15 protein-coding genes are annotated in these 16,832 nt (G+C 73.0%); 8 read left to right on the forward strand and 7 right to left on the reverse strand.

Annotated elements, in window-relative coordinates:
• Positions 1 to 71: 71 nt before the first annotated feature.
• On the forward strand, positions 72 to 1,517 hold the full coding sequence (locus tag ACERM0_RS21365; protein WP_373680666.1) for an MFS transporter: 1,446 nt from the start codon (positions 72 to 74) through the stop codon (positions 1,515 to 1,517).
• A 54-nt stretch (positions 1,518 to 1,571) separates the two neighbouring features.
• Here ACERM0_RS21365 and ppk2 read toward each other — a convergent pair whose 3' ends face one another.
• From ppk2 to ACERM0_RS21380, 3 genes are read right to left on the reverse strand one after another with little or no spacing between them, the layout of a single operon-like run.
• Positions 1,572 to 2,396 carry a polyphosphate kinase 2 gene (ppk2, locus tag ACERM0_RS21370; protein ID WP_373680667.1) on the reverse strand — a complete coding sequence of 275 codons (825 nt, stop codon included), beginning with the start codon at positions 2,394 to 2,396 and terminating at the stop codon, positions 1,572 to 1,574.
• On the reverse strand, positions 2,365 to 3,126 hold the full coding sequence (locus tag ACERM0_RS21375; protein ID WP_373680668.1) for an alpha/beta fold hydrolase: 762 nt from the start codon (positions 3,124 to 3,126) through the stop codon (positions 2,365 to 2,367). The genes ppk2 and ACERM0_RS21375 overlap by 32 nt, the downstream gene beginning before the upstream one ends.
• Positions 3,127 to 3,185: 59 nt before the next feature.
• A complete protein-coding gene (locus ACERM0_RS21380; RefSeq protein WP_373680669.1) occupies positions 3,186 to 4,040 on the reverse strand; it encodes a fumarylacetoacetate hydrolase family protein in 855 nt (284 codons plus the stop codon).
• Positions 4,041 to 4,204: 164 nt separating this feature from the next.
• On the opposite strand from ACERM0_RS21380, the gene ACERM0_RS21385 reads away from it, so the two are divergent.
• From ACERM0_RS21385 to ACERM0_RS21400, 4 genes are all read left to right on the forward strand, one after another.
• Positions 4,205 to 5,005, forward strand: a complete 801-nt coding sequence (locus tag ACERM0_RS21385; RefSeq protein WP_373680670.1) for an acetoacetate decarboxylase family protein — start codon at positions 4,205 to 4,207, stop codon at positions 5,003 to 5,005.
• Positions 5,006 to 5,145: 140 nt separating this feature from the next.
• Entirely contained in the window at positions 5,146 to 6,021 is an 876-nt protein-coding gene (locus ACERM0_RS21390; protein WP_373680671.1) for a catechol 1,2-dioxygenase, read from the forward strand.
• Positions 6,022 to 6,177: 156 nt separating this feature from the next.
• Positions 6,178 to 7,452 (forward strand): aspartate aminotransferase family protein, encoded by a 1,275-nt coding sequence (locus tag ACERM0_RS21395; protein WP_373680672.1) that lies wholly within the window; start codon positions 6,178 to 6,180, stop codon positions 7,450 to 7,452.
• Positions 7,449 to 8,876, forward strand: a complete 1,428-nt coding sequence (locus ACERM0_RS21400) for an aldehyde dehydrogenase family protein (RefSeq protein ID WP_373680673.1) — start codon at positions 7,449 to 7,451, stop codon at positions 8,874 to 8,876. Before ACERM0_RS21395 ends, ACERM0_RS21400 begins: the two co-directional genes overlap by 4 nt.
• A 69-nt stretch (positions 8,877 to 8,945) precedes the next feature.
• On the opposite strand, the gene ACERM0_RS21405 is transcribed toward ACERM0_RS21400, so the two are convergent.
• Positions 8,946 to 9,485, reverse strand: coding sequence for a DUF4916 domain-containing protein (locus tag ACERM0_RS21405; protein ID WP_373680674.1), 540 nt, complete (start codon positions 9,483 to 9,485; stop codon positions 8,946 to 8,948).
• Positions 9,486 to 9,777: 292 nt separating this feature from the next.
• Between ACERM0_RS21405 and ACERM0_RS21410 the strand changes: the two genes are divergently transcribed.
• From ACERM0_RS21410 to ACERM0_RS21420, 3 genes are all read left to right on the forward strand, one after another.
• Positions 9,778 to 11,511 (forward strand): fasciclin domain-containing protein, encoded by a 1,734-nt coding sequence (locus ACERM0_RS21410; protein ID WP_373680675.1) that lies wholly within the window; start codon positions 9,778 to 9,780, stop codon positions 11,509 to 11,511.
• Complete coding sequence (locus ACERM0_RS21415; RefSeq protein WP_373680676.1) at positions 11,495 to 12,232, forward strand: CPBP family intramembrane glutamic endopeptidase; 738 nt, start codon at positions 11,495 to 11,497, stop codon at positions 12,230 to 12,232. Before ACERM0_RS21410 ends, ACERM0_RS21415 begins: the two co-directional genes overlap by 17 nt.
• A gap of 119 nt (positions 12,233 to 12,351) precedes the next feature.
• Positions 12,352 to 12,843, forward strand: a complete 492-nt coding sequence (locus ACERM0_RS21420) for a hypothetical protein (RefSeq protein ID WP_373680677.1) — start codon at positions 12,352 to 12,354, stop codon at positions 12,841 to 12,843.
• A gap of 91 nt (positions 12,844 to 12,934) precedes the next feature.
• Here the strand turns inward: ACERM0_RS21420 and ACERM0_RS21425 are convergent, their stop codons facing one another.
• The 3 genes from ACERM0_RS21425 to ACERM0_RS21435 all read right to left on the reverse strand — a co-directional run bounded on the left by ACERM0_RS21425 (position 12,935) and on the right by ACERM0_RS21435 (position 16,829).
• Entirely contained in the window at positions 12,935 to 14,071 is a 1,137-nt protein-coding gene (locus tag ACERM0_RS21425) for a 6-phosphofructokinase (RefSeq protein WP_373680678.1), read from the reverse strand.
• 96 nt (positions 14,072 to 14,167) lie between these two features.
• Complete coding sequence (locus tag ACERM0_RS21430) at positions 14,168 to 14,683, reverse strand: gamma carbonic anhydrase family protein (protein WP_373680679.1); 516 nt, start codon at positions 14,681 to 14,683, stop codon at positions 14,168 to 14,170.
• Positions 14,684 to 14,723: 40 nt separating this feature from the next.
• Positions 14,724 to 16,829, reverse strand: a complete 2,106-nt coding sequence (locus ACERM0_RS21435) for a ribonuclease catalytic domain-containing protein (protein WP_373680680.1) — start codon at positions 16,827 to 16,829, stop codon at positions 14,724 to 14,726.
• Between the last annotated feature and the right edge of the window lie 3 nt (positions 16,830 to 16,832).

Here is a 16,832-nt window from a genome sequence, read left to right on the forward strand (position 1 = left end):
AAATGCCCATCGATGTGCCAGACTCCACGGCGGCCAACCATGGTGGTTGGCTGCGGAGGCGGAGCGGGCGCGTGTCGGACACCAGCCGGACCTCCTCGGACGCGCCGGCGGCACCGCCGGCCGACCGGCGTCTCGGGCGCGACTACGTCAAGTTGTGGACCGCGTCGACGGTCTCCAACCTCGGCGACGGCATCGACAACGCCGCGCTGCCACTGCTCGCCGAGGCCCTCACGCGCGACCCGTTGCTGTTCGCGGGCGTTGCGACGGCCAACCGCCTGCCGTGGCTGATGTTCAGCCTCCACGCCGGGGCGATCGCCGACCGGGTCGACCGGCGCAAGCTGATGGTGGTCTCCAACGCGGTCCGCTTCCTGCTCATGGGCGCGTTGGGCGTCGCGGTCCTGACCGGCACGGCCTCGATCTGGCTGCTGTACGTGGTCGCGCTCGGGCTCGGGACCTTCGAGGTGCTGTTCGACAACGCGGCGCAGGCACTGATGCCGGCGGTCGTTCCCCGTGAGCACCTCGAGAAGGCGAACGGGCGCCTGTTCGCCGGCGAGATCGTCACCAACCAGTTCGCCGGACCGCCGCTGGGCGCGTTTCTGTTCGGTGTCGCGGCGGCGCTGCCGATCCTCCTGGACGCCGGGACCTTCCTGGTCTCCGCCGCGCTGATCGCGGCCATGACCGGCGACTTCCGCCGTCGGCGCACGGTCGCGCGCGGTGCCACCGAGGCCGCCGAGGCCGCCGAGGTGGCCGAACCGACCTGGGCCGCGGATGGCGAGGCCGTCACGAGCCCGACCGAACTGGCACCGGGGGCGGATCCGACCGCAGCCGTCCCCGGTACCGGTGACCGTCTCACGTCCGTCCCCGCGCCGGACGCCACGTCCGCGCCGAAGATGCGCCACGAGATCGCCGAGGGTCTGCGGTGGCTGTGGCGCCATCGACTGCTGCGCACGCTCGCGATCCTGCTCGCGGCCATGAACGGCACGGCCGCGTTCGGCATGGCCATCCTGGCACTGTTCGCCGTCGGCGAGGAGTCGGTCCTCGGCCTCAGCGCCTTCGGCTGGGGACTGCTGCTGACCGCCGGCGCGGCCGGGTCCTTCCTCGGCAGCCTCGTCGCCGAGCGTGTCGTCGCCCGCTTCGGGCGCGCCCGGACGTTGTGGGCCACGCTCGTGTCCGCGATCCTCGTGCCGGCCGCGATCGGCGTCGCCGACACGGTCTGGCTGGTGGTGGCCGCCCAGGCGTTGTTCGGCCTCACGGCCGTGCTCTGGAACGTCATCACGGTGTCGCTCCGGCAGTCGATCATCCCCGACGAGCTGCTCGGGCGCGTCAACAGCGTCTACCGCTTCCTCGGCTGGGGGGCGATCCCGGTGGGGTCCATGCTCGGCGGGGCCATCGCCAGCGGGTTCGGCCTGCGGGCACCGTGGTTCGCCGCGGCCGGCGTCATGGTGGTGGCGCTGGTCGCCGCCGTCGGCGTGATCGACGACCGCACCATCGACGAGGCCCGTGCCGCCGGCGAGTGACGTGCCGCCGGCGGGTGACGTGCCGCCGGCGAGTGACGTGCGCGGCGCCGCCCGTCAGTAGCGCCTGGGCACGAAGCGCTGCTGTTCCATCGGGGGTCGGTCGGCGTGGCTGGCGGGCGGCCGCAGCGGCAGGTCGACCTGCTCGCCGGTCACGTCCTCGTACGGGATCTGCTCCAGCAGGTGCGCGATGCAGTTCAGCCGCGCGTTGCGCTTGATCTCGCCGTCGACGACCCACCACGGCGAGGCGTCGGTGTCGGTGTGCGCGAACATGTCGTCCTTCGCGCGCGAGTAGTCCTCCCAGCGCTCCCACGACGCGACGTCCATGGGGGAGAGCTTCCAGCGCTTCACGGGGTCCTCGGCCCGGGCGCGGAAGCGGCGCTCCTGCTCCTCGTCGCTGACGGAGAACCAGTACTTGATGAGCTGGATACCGGCCCGCTGCAGCATCTGCTCGAACTGCGGCGCGGTGCGGAAGAACTCGGCGACCTCTTCCTCGGTCGCGAACCCCATCACCCGCTCGACCCCGGCGCGGTTGTACCAGGAGCGGTCGAACAGGGTGATCTCGCCGGCGGCCGGCAGTTGCTCGACGTAGCGCTGGAAGTACCACTGGGTGCGTTCGCGGTCGCTGGGCACACCCAGCGCGACGGTGCGCACGATGCGGGGGTTGGTCTTGGCGGCGATGCGCTCGATGGCGCCACCCTTGCCGGCGGCGTCGCGGCCCTCGAACAGCACGACGACCCGGTGGCCGGTCTCCCGCACCCACTGCTGGAGCTTGACCAGCTCGACCTGCAGCCGCGCCAGTTCCCGCTCGTAGTGCTTCTTGCGCACGCGTCCGCGCTCGTCGTACGCGTCAGATCCCAGCCGCCGTTCCCCGTTGGTCATCGCCGTCCGCCTCCCGTCGGTCGGGTGACGCTAACGCGACCAGCAGGTCGGCGACGCCGTGCGGTCGGCCATGGTGGGTGCCGTGGGCCGCGCCGGGCAGCTCGACCAGGCGGGCGTCGGGGGTGATGGCGGCCAGTTCCTCGACCCAGCGCCGGCCGACCATCGGGTCGCGCTCGCCGCGGACGATCAGGACCGGGTGGCGCACCAGCGGCAGGCGTCGGTCCAACCGGTGGCGCAGCGCTGCTCGCACGTACGTGATCGCGGCCAGGCGGTTGGTGAGCAGGCCGTCGGTGACGGCGGTGGCGACCAGCGAGGGGCGCTCACGGGTCGCGTCGAGCAGCAGCCGCCCGGCCTGCCGGAAGAACCCGTGCCGGTGGCGGTCCACCGTCGGGCCGATCAGCGCGACGTGCCCGACCAGCTCGGGATGGCGGATGGCGAGGTCGGTGACGACCTGGCAGCCCATCGAGTTGCCGACCACCGTGGTCGGGTGCCGGCCGGTCGTGCGCAGCCAGTCGGCGAGCACGTCGGCCAGCCCGGCGACGTCGGTCGGCACCTCGGTCGGCGGGCTGTGACCGATACCGGGCAGCTCCAACGCGACGGCGGGCAGACGGCCGTCGAGGGCGTTCAGGAGTGGTCGGAAGTACCTCGAGGTGGTGCCCGAGCCGTGCACGAGCACCAGCGGTCGGACGCCGGGCCGGGCCGCGTCCGCGGTCTCGCGACTGTGCAGCACCCGCCGGGGACCGCCTCGCGAGGCGTCGACGACGGTCCAGCGGCGGATCAGTGCGATGGTCAGCCCTTCCGTGGGGCGCGGATACCCCGGAACTCCCAGTCTCCCCCGAGCGCGGTCGAGCGCACCTCCTCGGACTCGGTCGGTTGGGCGCCCACCTCGTCGCGGATGGCCGTCGGGCCGGTGACGATGCGGTTGCGCAGCGTGCCCAGGCCCTCGACCTCGACCTCGACGACGTCGCCCGGCTGCACCGGTCGGGAGTTGGCGGGCGTTCCCGACAGCACGACGTCGCCGGGCTCGAGGGTGATGGTGCGGGCCAGATCGGCCACGAGGTAGGCCATGTCCCACTCCATCTCCGCGGTGTTGCCGTCCTGCTTGACCTCGCCGTTGACGAGGGTGCGGATGCGCATCCCGTCGCGCGGGTCCCAGGCGTCGGCGCTCACCATCCCCGGCCCCAGCGGACACAGCGTGTCGGAGCCCTTCACACGCAGCATCGAGCCGGCGTCGGTGTCGCGGAAGTCGTGCAGGCCGTAGTCGTTGGCCACCGTGTAGCCGGCGATGTGGTCCCAGGCCTGCGCCTGGGTGACGTTGCGGGTGTGCCGGCCGATGACGATGCCGATCTCGCCCTCGTAGTTGAGCCACTGGCAGCGCTCGGGACGCACCACGTCACCCTCGTGGCCGTTGAGCGCGGACACCGGCTTGTGGAAGTAGGTGGGCGCCGGCGGCAGGGTCGTGCCGAACTCCTCGACGCGTGAGCGGTAGTTGAGGTGCACGCACAGGATCTTGGACGGCAGGACCGGGGGCAGGTGCACGGCTTGCGCGACCGGGACGCGACGGCCGTCGCCGGCGACCAACTCGTCGCCCTCGCGCACCACCGTCGTGGCCGCGCCCGCCAGCAGGATCCGCCGTGTCTCCATGTTCCTCGCCACTCCCGTCGCTCGTGTCGTTCGGCTCCGAACGGTAGTCGGCCGTCGGGGGGTCGCGCCCGACCGCGCGTTCGTCTATCGTTCGGGACCGAACGGTTGGCTCGGGCACGCGTGCCCTCGGCCGGCCGGAACCGCACGCGGGTGAGGGAGCACACGTGGCCGAGTTGCAGGGATTCGTCTTTCCGCGCACGGCGACCGGGCGGTCGTCGATCCTGCCGGCGCCGCCCTGGCACTACAGCGGCGACCTGCTGACGATCGAGTACCGCACCGATCCGGAGCGGGTGATCGAACTGCTGCCCGACCCGATCGAACCCGCCGACGACCCCGGCGCGGTCGCGCTGGTGTGGGCGGACTGGCAGTCGTGCTCCGACACCTTCGACGAGCTGCTCGACCCGGTCCGGGCGCAGTACAAGGAGGTGTTCTTCGTCGTCCGCGGTCGCTACCAGGGCGAGCACGTCTCGCGCTGCGTCTACATCTGGGTCGACAAGGACTACGCGCTCGTGCGCGGGCACTACCAGGGCTATCCGAAGAAGCTCGGGTCCATCCACCTCACGCGGCCGGTCGCCTACGGCAAGGCCGGCCCCCGGCTGGAACCAGGCGGCCGCTTCGGCGCCACCCTGGCCGCCTACGACCGCCGGCTGGCCGAGGCGCGCTTCACCATCACCGGTACCGCGGACCAGGGCGGCTTCGTGAACAGCCACGCGATGCTGCACACCCGGTTCCTGCCGGCCATCGAGGGCGCGCAGGCACCGCCGTCGTTGCACGAACTGGTCACGATGAAGACCGTGGACGTCGACGCCGGACCGGTGTACGTGGGCGACGCGGACCTGACGCTGTTCGATGTGCCCGGCGAGGAGTTCGGGCGGCTCGCGCCGCGCGAGATGATCGGTGCGTACTACCGGCAGGTCGGGGCGACGTTCGTCGGCGGGACCACGGTCCACTCCTACGACGACTGAACACCCGACGAGCCGGCCAGGACGAGCCGGCCAGGACGAGCCGGCCACGACGAGCCGCTGACAGCGACCCAGCGACACGACCAGAGCAAGCCGCGGCGCCGGCAGGCCGGCGACCGTCACCGAGCAGGGAGGAGCAAGCCATGGGTGAGATCGTCGGAGCGGGCCTGATCTCGCACGCGCCCACCATCATGTTCGACGAGCCGACGCGCCGCGAACTCAACGAGGGCCAGGAGATCTCCCTCGTCCCCGGGCTCGTGCGGCTGCGCAAGGAGATCCTGGACGAGCTGCAGCCCGACACCATCGTGATCCTCGACACCCACTGGTTCACGACCGTCGAGCACGTCGTGTCGGCACACGAGCACCGTGAGGGCAAGATGACCTCGTCGGAGCTGCCGCGGGGCATGAAGCAGGTGCCCTACGACTACGACGGCGACCGGGAACTGGCGCTGCTCATCGAGAAGCACGGCAACGCGCTCGGGACGCCGACCACCGCAATAGACGACCCGTACCTGCCCGTCTACTACGCCACCGTCAACCTGGTCCACTACCTGCACCAGGGCGAGAAGGTCGTGTCGATCTCGATCGTGCAGACCGGCGACGACGACGACTTCCTCACCTTGGGCCGGGCCATCGGCGAGGCCGTCGCCGCCAGCGACCGACGCGCGGTCGTGCTCGCCAGCGGCGGGATGAGCCACACCTTCCACCGGCTCAAGAACCTGCCCGAGCACGAGGCCAGCGACCCCGCCCACATCATCACCCCGGAGGCGCGCGCGGCGGACGAGGAGCGGATCGCCTGGATGGAGGCCGGTGACCACGCGCGGATCATCGACGAGATGGACGCCTACCACCCCCACAACCCCGAGGGCGGCTTCGGTCACTACCTGGCGATGGCGGCGGCGATCGGCGGACGCGACTGCCGGGCGCCGGGCCGCAAGCTGTCCGACTACGAGAACGCCACCGGCACCGGCCAGGTCCACGTCTGGTTCGACCGCCCGGAAGGCGGCTGGACGGCCTGACCACCCCGCCACCGCGCGTGTGCCACCTGGCGGGTGCGTGCGCGCGGACGCTGGCCACCTGCACGAAGCCAAGCGCCCACCGGTGCGCTTGGCTTCGTCATCGGGCGAGCGACACGACGCCGACCGGCCACGGGCGGGCGGCCCCTGGAGAGCAGCATGGACTCGCATCTCGCGGACGTCTGGTTCGAGCTGACCGACCTGCAGGTCGTCAGCGGGTCGGGCGCGACGATCACCACCGCCGACGGCGTCGACTACCTCGACCTCACCTCCGGGATCGGCGTGGTCAACACCGGCCACTGCCACCCGGCCGTCGTCGAGGCGGTGCGCGAGCAGGCCGGCCGGTTCCTGCACGCGCAGGTCAACTGCTACCGCCACGACAAGCTCGAGCCGCTGGCCGCCCGGCTCGCCGAGGTGACCCCGACCGGCATCGAGCGCTTCTTCCTCGCCAACTCGGGCGCCGAGGCGACCGAGGCGGCGGTGAAGCTCGCCAAGCAGGCCACCGGCAAGCCCAACGTGATCGTCTTCCAGGGCAGCTTCCACGGCCGCTCGCACCTGACGATGGCGATGACCACGTCCAAGGCGGTGTACCGGGCCGGCCACGCACCGCTGCCCTCGGGCGTGCTGGTGGCGCCGTTCCCGTACACGTTCGTGACCGGCGAGGACGAGGACGCGTCGGTCGCCCGCTGCCTGCGCGAGTTCGACCTGCTGCTGAAGACCCAGACGGCGCCCTCGGAGGTCGCCGCGGTCGTCATCGAGCCCGTGCTCGGCGAGGGCGGCTACGTCCCGGCGCCGCGGGCGTTCCTCGAGGGCCTGGCCGAGCGCTGCCGGCAGCACGGGTTGCTGTTCGTCGCCGACGAGGTCCAGACCGGCTTCGGCCGCACCGGCGCGTTGTTCGCCATCGAGCACACCGACGTCCAGCCCGACGTGCTGATCATGGCCAAGGGGATCGCCTCCGGCTTCCCGCTCTCGGCGATCGGCGCGTCGGCCGAGACGATGGCGGGCTGGCCCGTCGGCTCGCACGGCGGCACCTACGGCGGCAACCCGATGGGCTGCGCCGCGGCGCTGGCCACCATCGACGTGCTGAGCGCACCCGGCTTCCTCGACGCCGTCCAGGTCCGGGGTCGGCAGTTCCTCGACGGCCTCGAGGAGTTGCGGGCCCGGCACCCGGCGATCGCGGAGAACCGCGGCGTCGGACTGATGCTGGCGACCGAGATCGTCGACCACGCCGGACGGCCCGATCCGGTGCGGACCGCTGCCCTGTTGTCGCACCTGCTGCGCCGGGAACGCGTGGTCGTCATGAGTTGTGGGCCGTTCGGGTCCACCGTGCGGTGGATCCCACCCCTGATCGTCGGCGAGGATCAGGTCGCCGACGCGATCGCCGCGTTCGATCGCGCGCTCACGGCCACCGAGGACGTGGAGGACGTCGCATGAGCCAGACCCCGGTCCGCATCGACGGCGAGTCCGTCACCACGGATGAGTCGATGGAGATCTACGCCCCCTACGACGGCAAGCTCGTCGGCGAGGTGCCCGCCTGCGGCGCCGAGCACGTCGACCGCGCCGTCGCCGCCGCCACCCGGGCCCTGCGCGAGGAGCGGCTGCCGGCATGGCGCCGTGCGGAGATCCTCGACCGCGCGGCGGAACAGCTCGCCGACGACGAGGTCGCCGAGGACTTCGCGCGCACCATCGCCCTGGAGGCGGCCAAGCCGATCAACACCGCCCGCGTCGAGGTGTCGCGGGCCGTGTCGACCTTCCGGTTCTCCGCCGCCGTGTGCCGCACCGTCGCCGGCGAGGTCCTGAACCTCGACGCCTCGCAGGCCGGGGAGGGCCGGCTGGGGTTCGGGCTGCGGATGCCGATCGGCGTCGTCGGCGCGATCACGCCGTTCAACTTCCCGCTCAACCTCGTCGCCCACAAGCTCGCGCCCGCCATCGCCGCCGGCTGCCCGGTCGTGCTCAAGCCCGCCCACCAGACACCGCTCACCGGCATCAAGCTCGCCGAACTGCTGATCGACCGCTGCGGGCTGCCCGCGTCGTGGCTGCACGTCGTGACCGGACACGGCTCGGAGGTCGGCGCCGCGCTGGTCGACCACGACGACGTGGCCATGATCACCTTCACCGGCTCCCCGCCGGTCGGCTGGGGCATCCGCGCGTCCGCGCCGCGCAAGAAGGTGTCGCTGGAGCTCGGCAACAACTCGCCGGTCATCATCCAGCCCGATGGCGACTGGCAGGGCGCGGCGAAGAAGATCGCGGCCGCCGGCAACAGCCACGCCGGGCAGTCGTGCATCTCGGTGCAGCGGGTGTTCGTGCACCGTGACGTCGCCGACGACTTCACCGCCGCGCTGGTGGAGGCGGTCGAGGCGCTCGTGGTCGGTGACCCGCTCGACGACGCGACCCAGGTCTCCACGCTGATCGACGAGGAGAACCGCGACCGCGTCGCCGGCTGGATCGACGAGGCCGTCGCCGCCGGTGCGACCGTGGCCACCGGCGGCAAGGTCGACGACGCCGGCGTGCTGCAGCCCACCGTGCTCACCGACGTCAGCGGCGACATGAAGGTCTGCGCCGAGGAGGTCTTCGGGCCGGTGGTCGGCGTCGCGACCTACGACGACGTCGAGGAGGCGTTGCGAGCGGCCAACGACACCAAGTACGGCCTGCACGCCGGCATCTTCACGCAGGACCTCGCGGTCGCCAGGCGCGCCATCGAGGAACTCGACTTCGGCGGCGTGGTCGTCAACGACGTGCCGACCTGGCGTGCCGACCAGATGCCCTACGGCGGCCTGCGCGACTCGGGGAACACCCGCGAGGGTCCGCTCTACAGCGTCCTGGAGATGACCGAGCTGCGGTCGGCCGTGTTCTCCTGAACCTGTCACCGCCCGGGTGGCCGGTCGCGTCCAGGCGAGAGCGTGCACCGGTCGCCCGGCGCACGGGGGTCAGGGGAGCTGCCCGCACCAGGCCAGGGCGCGGCGGACGATGCGGCCGTGCCCCTCGGACATCTCCTCGGCGATGTGCGGGCTGACGGCCTCGCGCGGCGAGAGCCAGGCGAGGTCCAGCGCGTCCTGCGGCGGCCGGCACTCGCCGTCGCAGGGCACGACGTAGCCCAGCGCCACGGCGTGCTGGCGCGGGTCGTGGAACCCGCGGCCCTCCTCGGGGAAGTACTCCGCGACGGTGAAGGGCGCGATCCCGGGCGGCAGCTGCGGTGCCGCCTCGGCGCCGAGATCCTTGGTCAGGTGGCGCCAGAGCGCGTCGCGCAACGTCTCGCCGTACATGACGCGGCCCGACACCACCGCGCGCGAGACGCTGGCGTCGGGCTGTGCTCGGAGGAGCAGCCCGACCTTCTCCACGCGGCCGAGGTGGTCGACGCGGACCGGGACAGCCTCGACGTACACCATCGGTACCTGGCGTCGGACCTCGTGCAGGGCGTCCTCGTCGAGCCAGGACGGGTGGGTCTCCGTGAGGTCGGACGTCGACATGGTTCGCGGCTCCGGGGGTCGGTGGCGCGCAGTGTTCCACCCGCGACGCTCTCACGTGTCGAAGCTGCGGCCGGCGAACGGCGACGATGGTGCATCCGACTGCACGAAGCGGACCGGTCGGACAGCGCCCGGCCGTCGGCACCGCCACGGCAGCGCGGACGTGTGTCCCGGGCGACCGGGGTCCGCCCGGACGTGGCGGCTCGGCGGCATCCCCACGGGCCGCGTCACGGTGGCGCTCGTGCCCTGCGGGCCCTGTCGACGAGGGGCCCCCGCGACCGGAGGAAGACACACCGTGAAACCGTTCCACCGATCCGGGCAGCGCGCCCTGGCCGCATCCGCAGCCGTCGCGCTCGCCCTCGCCGCCTGCAACCAGGAAGGCGACCAGCCCGAGGAGTCGCCCGAGCAGACGCAGACGGACCCGGGTACGGAGGCGGAGACCGACGACGAGGTCGCGCTGCCCACCGGGGTCTTCGGCGAGCAGTGTCAGGAGATCCTCGCCGCCGCCGACCTCGAGAACGGGGCCACGACCGAGCCCGGCACCGTCGGTGACGACGACGCCGGGACGGACGCGGGTACCGACACCGAGGCGGGCACCGACACCGGCACGGAGACCGACACGGACGCGGACGCCGGTACCGACACCGGCGCGGACGCCGGTACCGACACCGACGCGGACGCCGGCACCGACACCGACGCGGACGCCGGCACCGACACCGACACCGACGCGGACGCCGGCACGGACGACGCCGGCACGGACGACGCCGGCACCGAGGGCGACACCGGTGACCTCGACGCCGAGGCCGACACCGAGTCCGACGACCCCGGCGGCACGGCCGGTGACGAGGACGCCACCGCCGACACCGACGACACGACCGGCGCGGACACCGACCCCGGCACCACCGGTGAGTTCGGCGAGCAGCAACTGCGCGAGATGCCGCTGGTCGAGGTCGTCCAGGCCCTGCCGGCACTCTCCCAGCTGGCCGGGATGCTGCAGACGTCCGACCTGCTCACGCAGCTCGAGGGTGGCCAGGTGACGCTCTTCGCGCCCACCGACGAGGCCTTCCAGGGCTTCGACTCGCCGGGCGTCGCCACCGACGAGGGCGACACCGGTGCAGCCGACGACACGGGTGCGACCGACGACACCGGTGCGACCGACGACGCGGCCGGCGACACCGGTGCGACCGACGACACCGGCGCGACCGACGACGCGGCCGGCGACACCGGTGCGACCGACGACACCGGCGCGACCGACGACGCGGCCGATGACGCGGGTGCGACCGACGACACCGGCGCGGCCGACGACACCGGTGCCGCCGGCGACGCCGGCGTGGCCACCGACCCGGGTGCCGAGGCCGGGGACACGGAGAGCGTGCTCGCCTACCACGTGCACCCCGACGGTGCCCTGATGGCCCAGGACCTGGTCGACCAGGGCTCGGTGTCCACGCTGCTCGGCGCCACGGGCGCGACCGGCGACGCCACGACGGACGACGCCACGACGGACGACGCGACCGACGAGACCGGTGCGACGGATGACACGGGCGCTGCCGACGACGCGACCGACGACACGGGTGCGACGGATGACACGGGCGCTGCCGACGACGCGACCGACGACACGGGTGCGACCGACGACACGGGTGCGACCGACGACACGGGTGCGACCGACGACACCGGCGCGACCGACGACACCGCGACCGGTGGCGAGGAACTGACCGTCACCGCGACCGACGACACCGTCACGATCGAGGGCGCGCAGAACAGCGCCACCGTCGTCTGCGCCAACATCGAGACGGCCGACGGCGTCATCCACGTGATCGACGAGGTGCTGCTGCCCGACACCCAGAACGGTGCCGCGCAGCAGGACGACACGACCGAGGGTGCGACCGGCGGCGAGACCGACGCCGGCGCAGACGACACGGGCACGGACCTCGAGGACGAGGCCGACACCGGCACCACCGCCGACCCGGGCACGGACACCGGCGTCGACGGGCAGACCGAGGGCGACACGGACGGTGGCGCGACTGGCTGACCGACCGTTCCCCCGCGCGCGGGACGAGGAGGGTGACCTCCTCGTCCCGCTCGCCGTGTCCGGGGCCCTGCTGACGTGGTCGGTCGGGACCAACCTCGGGCTCGGTGACGAGGGGTACCTCGAGCGCAACGTCGCCCTCGCCGTCGGGTTGTGGTGGTTGGCACGGCGACTGGGGTACGACGCAGCCGAACTCGGCCTCGGCCGTGCGAGCCTGCGGCGAGGCACCGTCGTCGGTGCCCTCGCGTTCGCGGCCGTCGCCGTCGCGGTGGCGCTGGGCGTGGCGCTGCGCGACCGGCTCCCGATCGTGGACGCGCTGCTGGCGGACCAGCGCGCCGACCTCGCTCCATCGGAGCTGGTCCACCAGGTGCTGCTTCGCATTCCCGTCGGCACGGCGGCGTTCGAGGAGTTCGCCTTCCGCGGTTTCCTGCTGGCCGTGCTGCTCCGCCACCTCGACACCCGCACCGCCTGGCTGTGGGCGGCGGCCGTGTTCGGACTGTGGCACGTCCCACCGACGATCGTGACGCTGCGCATGAACGGCGTGGCTCCGGCCAGTGGGGAGGGGCTGGTGGCCGTCGCCGGCGCCGTGGCCGTGACGGCCGTGGCCGGGCTCGGCTTCACGTGGCTCCGCCGGCACGGTGGGCACCTCGTCGCGCCCGTGCTCGCGCACTGGGCGACCAACGCGACCGGGCTGCTGGCTGCCGCTGCGGCCCGTTCGGGCTGACCTGCCCCGGGTTCCCACCTCGGCCACCGACGATCGGCCATCTCGGGGGACCGGAGTCCCGGGTCGGTCGGCAACCCTGCCGCGGTCCGTGACCGTCCCTCTCCGCACGAAGGTCCATCGTGGATCCGGTTCTGCTGCTCGCCGTCGTGGTGATCGCCGTCGTCGTGCTCATCGGCGTGCTCGTGAGCGCGCAGCGTCGACGCGACGCCGCGCTGGAGCCCGTGGCGCTCGGTCCCAGCTGGACCCCGCCCGGCGTGGACCCGGACGACGACGCGCCCGACACCGCGTACCCGGACGTGGATCCCGAGGACCAGGCCAGCTTCATCGCCGAGCGCACCGGTGCCCCGCGCAAGGTCATCGACGAGGTCGTCAACGCCTGGCACGAGTACCTGTCCGTGATCGGCCTGGCCAGCCTCCCGGCGACGCACCGCTATCGCATCTACGACCCGTACAACCCGCCGGTCGCGCGACGTGGCCACGACGGCACCCCGGTCGCGGACCCGGACCGTGTCGCTCGCGACATCGGCATGCGCACCGGCATCCCGGAGCGCGACGCCGCTGACGTGCTCGCCGCCGAGCTCGCCTACCTGGAGCGCGTCGACCGCGCCTGACCCCGACAGCCTCGGGGGAGCGGCAGCTGCCGTGCGTCACACCGTCGGGACGGCCAGCCGGGCTAGCGGGCCAGGACGTCAGTGACCCGCGTCAGTACAGGAACATCGGCTTGTCGACGACCGTGCGGACCTTGGGTTTGTAGGCGTCGGCGTCGTACAGGGCGGCGACGTCCACGCGCTTCACCCCCCGGTCGATGACGTCCAGCGGCACGTCGCCGTAGGTGCCGGCCTGCAGCCCCACCAGCCGGCCCTTCTCGTCGTCCAGGGTGAGGTCGGCCGCCATGACGGCGTAGTTGGTGGCGACCATGAGGTCGAGGGAGTCCGGCCGCCCGGAGCGCATCAGATGGCCGAGGCTCTGCACGATCACGTCCTGGCCGGTCAGGTGCGTGATGAAGGCGCCGGTCGCCGAACCGATGCTCTCGCGCGGGATCAGCGGGTCCTGCACGTCGTCGAGCTCGCCGGTCATGCGCGCCCCCTCGGACACGGTGACCATCGCGTAGCGGCTCGGGTTGCGTCGCCGGTCCTCGACCAGCAGCGCGGCCAGCCGCTCCGGGTCGAAGGGCACCTCGCAGATCAGCGCGCGGTCGACGCTGGACAGGTAGGCCGACACCAGCGACGTCTCGCCCGAGTGACGGCCGAACAGCTCCACGACGGCGATGCGCTCGTGGGAGCCGGTCGACGTTCGCAGCTGGTGGATGAACTCCACGCTGCGGGTGACGGCGGTGGAGAAGCCGAGGCAGTAGTCGGTGCCGTGGACGTCGTTGTCCATCGTCTTGGGGACGCCGATGACCGGTACGCCCTCGTGGTGCAGCCGGAGCGCGTAGGTCAGGGTGTCGTGCCCGCCGATCGCGACGATGGCGTCGAGCCGCAGGGCGTCGATGACCGACAGGACGTGCGTGGTGACGTCGTAGGGACCGTCGCCGAGCTGACGGTGCGCCAGGAACCGCGGCAGTTCGTGCGGCTGTGCGCGCGACGGATCGACCCGCGAGGTGTGCAGCACCGTGCCGCCGGAGCGGTCGATGGTGCGCACCCGCTCGGCGTCCAGGGCGTACAGCGAGCGCTCGGCCGAGCCCTCGGGATCCTCCGGCTGGTACTCGACCAGGCCGGCCCACCCCCGCCGGATGCCGACCACCTCGTGGCCGTCGTTGGAGACACGCTCCACGAACGCCTTGATGCAGCGGTTGACGCCGGGCACGTCGCCACCGCCGGTCAGGATCCCGATCCGCACCGGTTCTGCTCCTCCGACGGGCGCAGCATGCCATCCCGCGACCCACGTGCCCGGAACCGCGCGTTCCCGGACGGGCCGGCGGCGGCCCCGCTCGCGTCAGGTCGCCGGCGTGGCCCTCTGGTAGGCCTCCGACAGGAACACGTAGCCGGCGACGTTGGGCCGCGGGACCTCGGGAACCTGCCGTTCCACGATCTTGGCCGGGACTCCCATGGCGATGGTCCGGGCCGGCACCTGGGTGCCCTCGGTCACGACCGCGCCGGCGGCGACGACGGCACCCTCGCCGATCACGGCGCCGTTCATGACCACCGCTCCCATGCCGATCAGGGCGTCGTCGCCGACGGTGCAGCCGTGCAGGATCACCCGGTGACCGACCGTGACGCGATCCCCGATGGTCACGGGAAAGCTCGGGTCGGCGTGCACGACCGTGAGGTCCTGCAGGTTGCTCTCCGTGCCGATGGAGACGGTCGCCAGTTCGGAGCGCACCACCGTGCCGAACCAGATCGACGCCTTCGGCCCCACCAGCACGTCACCCGCGACGGTCGCCGTCGAGGCGACGAACGCCTCGGGGTCGATCCGCGGCGTGTGGCCGTTCACGGTCAGCACGTTCGCCATGTGTCGCTCCTCGCCGTCGTCGGTGCGGTAGGCCAGGACCCTAGGCGGGCTTGCCCATCCGCCAGTTGGCGCGGCCGGTGTCGTCCAGGCCGACGAACCGGACGTCGATGCGTGACCCCAGCCGCCAGCGGCCCGTGGTGGTCGTCACCCCGTGCTCGTCGACGTCGAGGCGGCCGCGCTCGCGCGGCGGCAGGTCCAGGGCCCGCTCGGCGGTGACGAACCCCGTGACGCCCAGGCGTGGGAGCCGGATCCGCAGGCCGTTGACGGTCAGGCCCGTGACGACGGCCGGTTCCGGACCGTCCAGGAACCCGCGGTCGAGCAGCCGCGACCAAAGATCGCCGCGTTCGCGGGCCTGCAGGAAGTTGATCGCGCCGGCCCGCGCGTCGAGCCAGCCGGCCAGCCCGCGCAGGTCGTCCACCGACAGCGGCGGTGTCTCGCCGGCCAGCGCCGCACGGATCTGGCGGTGGACGGTCAGGTCCGCGTAGCGCCGGATCGGCGAGGTGAAGTGGCAGTAGGCCGCCGCCGCGAGACCGCGGTGGGCGGACGGGTCGGGCTCGTAGCTCGCCCGGGCGGTCGAGGAAGTGGCGGCCGCCACCAGCAGGTCGCAGTCCTCCGTGCGGCCCTCGGCGGCCAGCCGGTCGACCTCGGCCAGCACCTGGCCGACGACCTGGTCGGCGTCGCCGGCCGCGGCGTCGAGGGCCGGGATGGTCGCGCCGGCGAGTTCCGCTGCGGCGCGCAGGCGCTCGAGCCGTTCGGGGTCGACCCCTTCGTGGGCGCGGTACAGCGCCGGCACGCCCGCGGCCACGAGCCAGCCGGCCACGCTCTCGTTGGCCGCCACCATCAGCCGCTCGACGAGCCGGTACGCGTCCGCGTGCGGCTCGGCCTCGACGGTCGTGAGCCTGCCGTCGACGACGGCCGGTGCCACCTCGGCGGCCGCGAACAGGTCCTCGAAGGTCGTGCGGGCGTCGCGCTCGGCACCCAGACGCCGCGCGGCCTCCACGACCGCGTCCAGCACGCCGCCGACCTCCGCAGCCGGGTCGCCGGACAGGCGCTGGACGGGCCGCTGGTCGCCGCGCAGCCAGGCCTCGGTCGCCGCGTAGCTGAGCTTGGCGCGCGAGCGGATGGCCGCGACCTCGAGGTGCGGCTCGCCGAGCCGCCCCTCGCGGTCCACGGCGAACCGGATCGACAGGGCCTGCCGCTCCACGTCCGGTAGCAGCGACAAGGCGTCCTCGGACAGCGCCGGGTCGAGCATGGGCGCGTTGGCGCCCGAGGCGAGGTAGGCGCTGGAGGCGACGGTGCGGGCGTAGAGGTCGGCGGGCGAGCCGAGGCCGACCGTGCCCGCGGCGTCGGCGATGTGGACGGCCACCTCGACGGGGCCCTCACCGCCGTCCCAGTGCGCGGCGATGGCGTCGTCGAGGTCGCGGGCGTCGGCGTCGTCGATCGTCACGCACGTCTCACCGGTCCGGTCGACGACCGTCAGCGCCGCGCCCGGGATCGCTCCCTCGACCGAGAGGCCGTCGGCCCCACCACGACCACCGCCCGCCAGTTGGCCGACCACCCGGGTGTGGGTCGTGTTGGCCTGCACCGGGTCCAGGCCGGCGGCCTGCGGTCCACCCACGACGAGGGAGGGGGCGGCGCGACCGAGGGCGACCACCACGGCCGCGGCACGGATCGCCTGCGGCGAGCCGACCACGTGGGGGCCGGCGACCAGCGCCTTGCCGACGGGCGCGCCCTCGTCGTCGTCGACGGCCAGCACGACGATCTGCCGACCGACCTGTGCCTGCAGCCGCGGCGCCAGCGACGGGTCCAGACGGATCCAGCCGCTTCCGATCGCCGGGTCCGGTTCGAGCACGAGCCGTCCCGGGCCCTGCTGCACGCGGCCGACGAGCATCCGGCGGGCGCGCTCGACCAGCGTCATCGATTCGACGCTCGCGCCCTTGTCGTCGAAGGTCACGGTCGCGTCGACGAGGTCGTCCGCCAGGAACCCGGATGCCACCGGTGGCGGCACGAAGGCGGAATCGACGGTGCGTGCGGCGCCGTCCGGGTCGTGCCCGGTGACCTCGACCGGGGTGGCGCCGTCGGTCGCGACGGGGGTGAGGAAGCCGAAGCCTCGCGGGTGGGGGCGGTAACGGGCGCGGACCTGCACGGC

It is taken from the genome of Egicoccus sp. AB-alg2 (assembly GCF_041821065.1).
Lineage (GTDB): Bacteria > Actinomycetota > Nitriliruptoria > Nitriliruptorales > Nitriliruptoraceae > Egicoccus.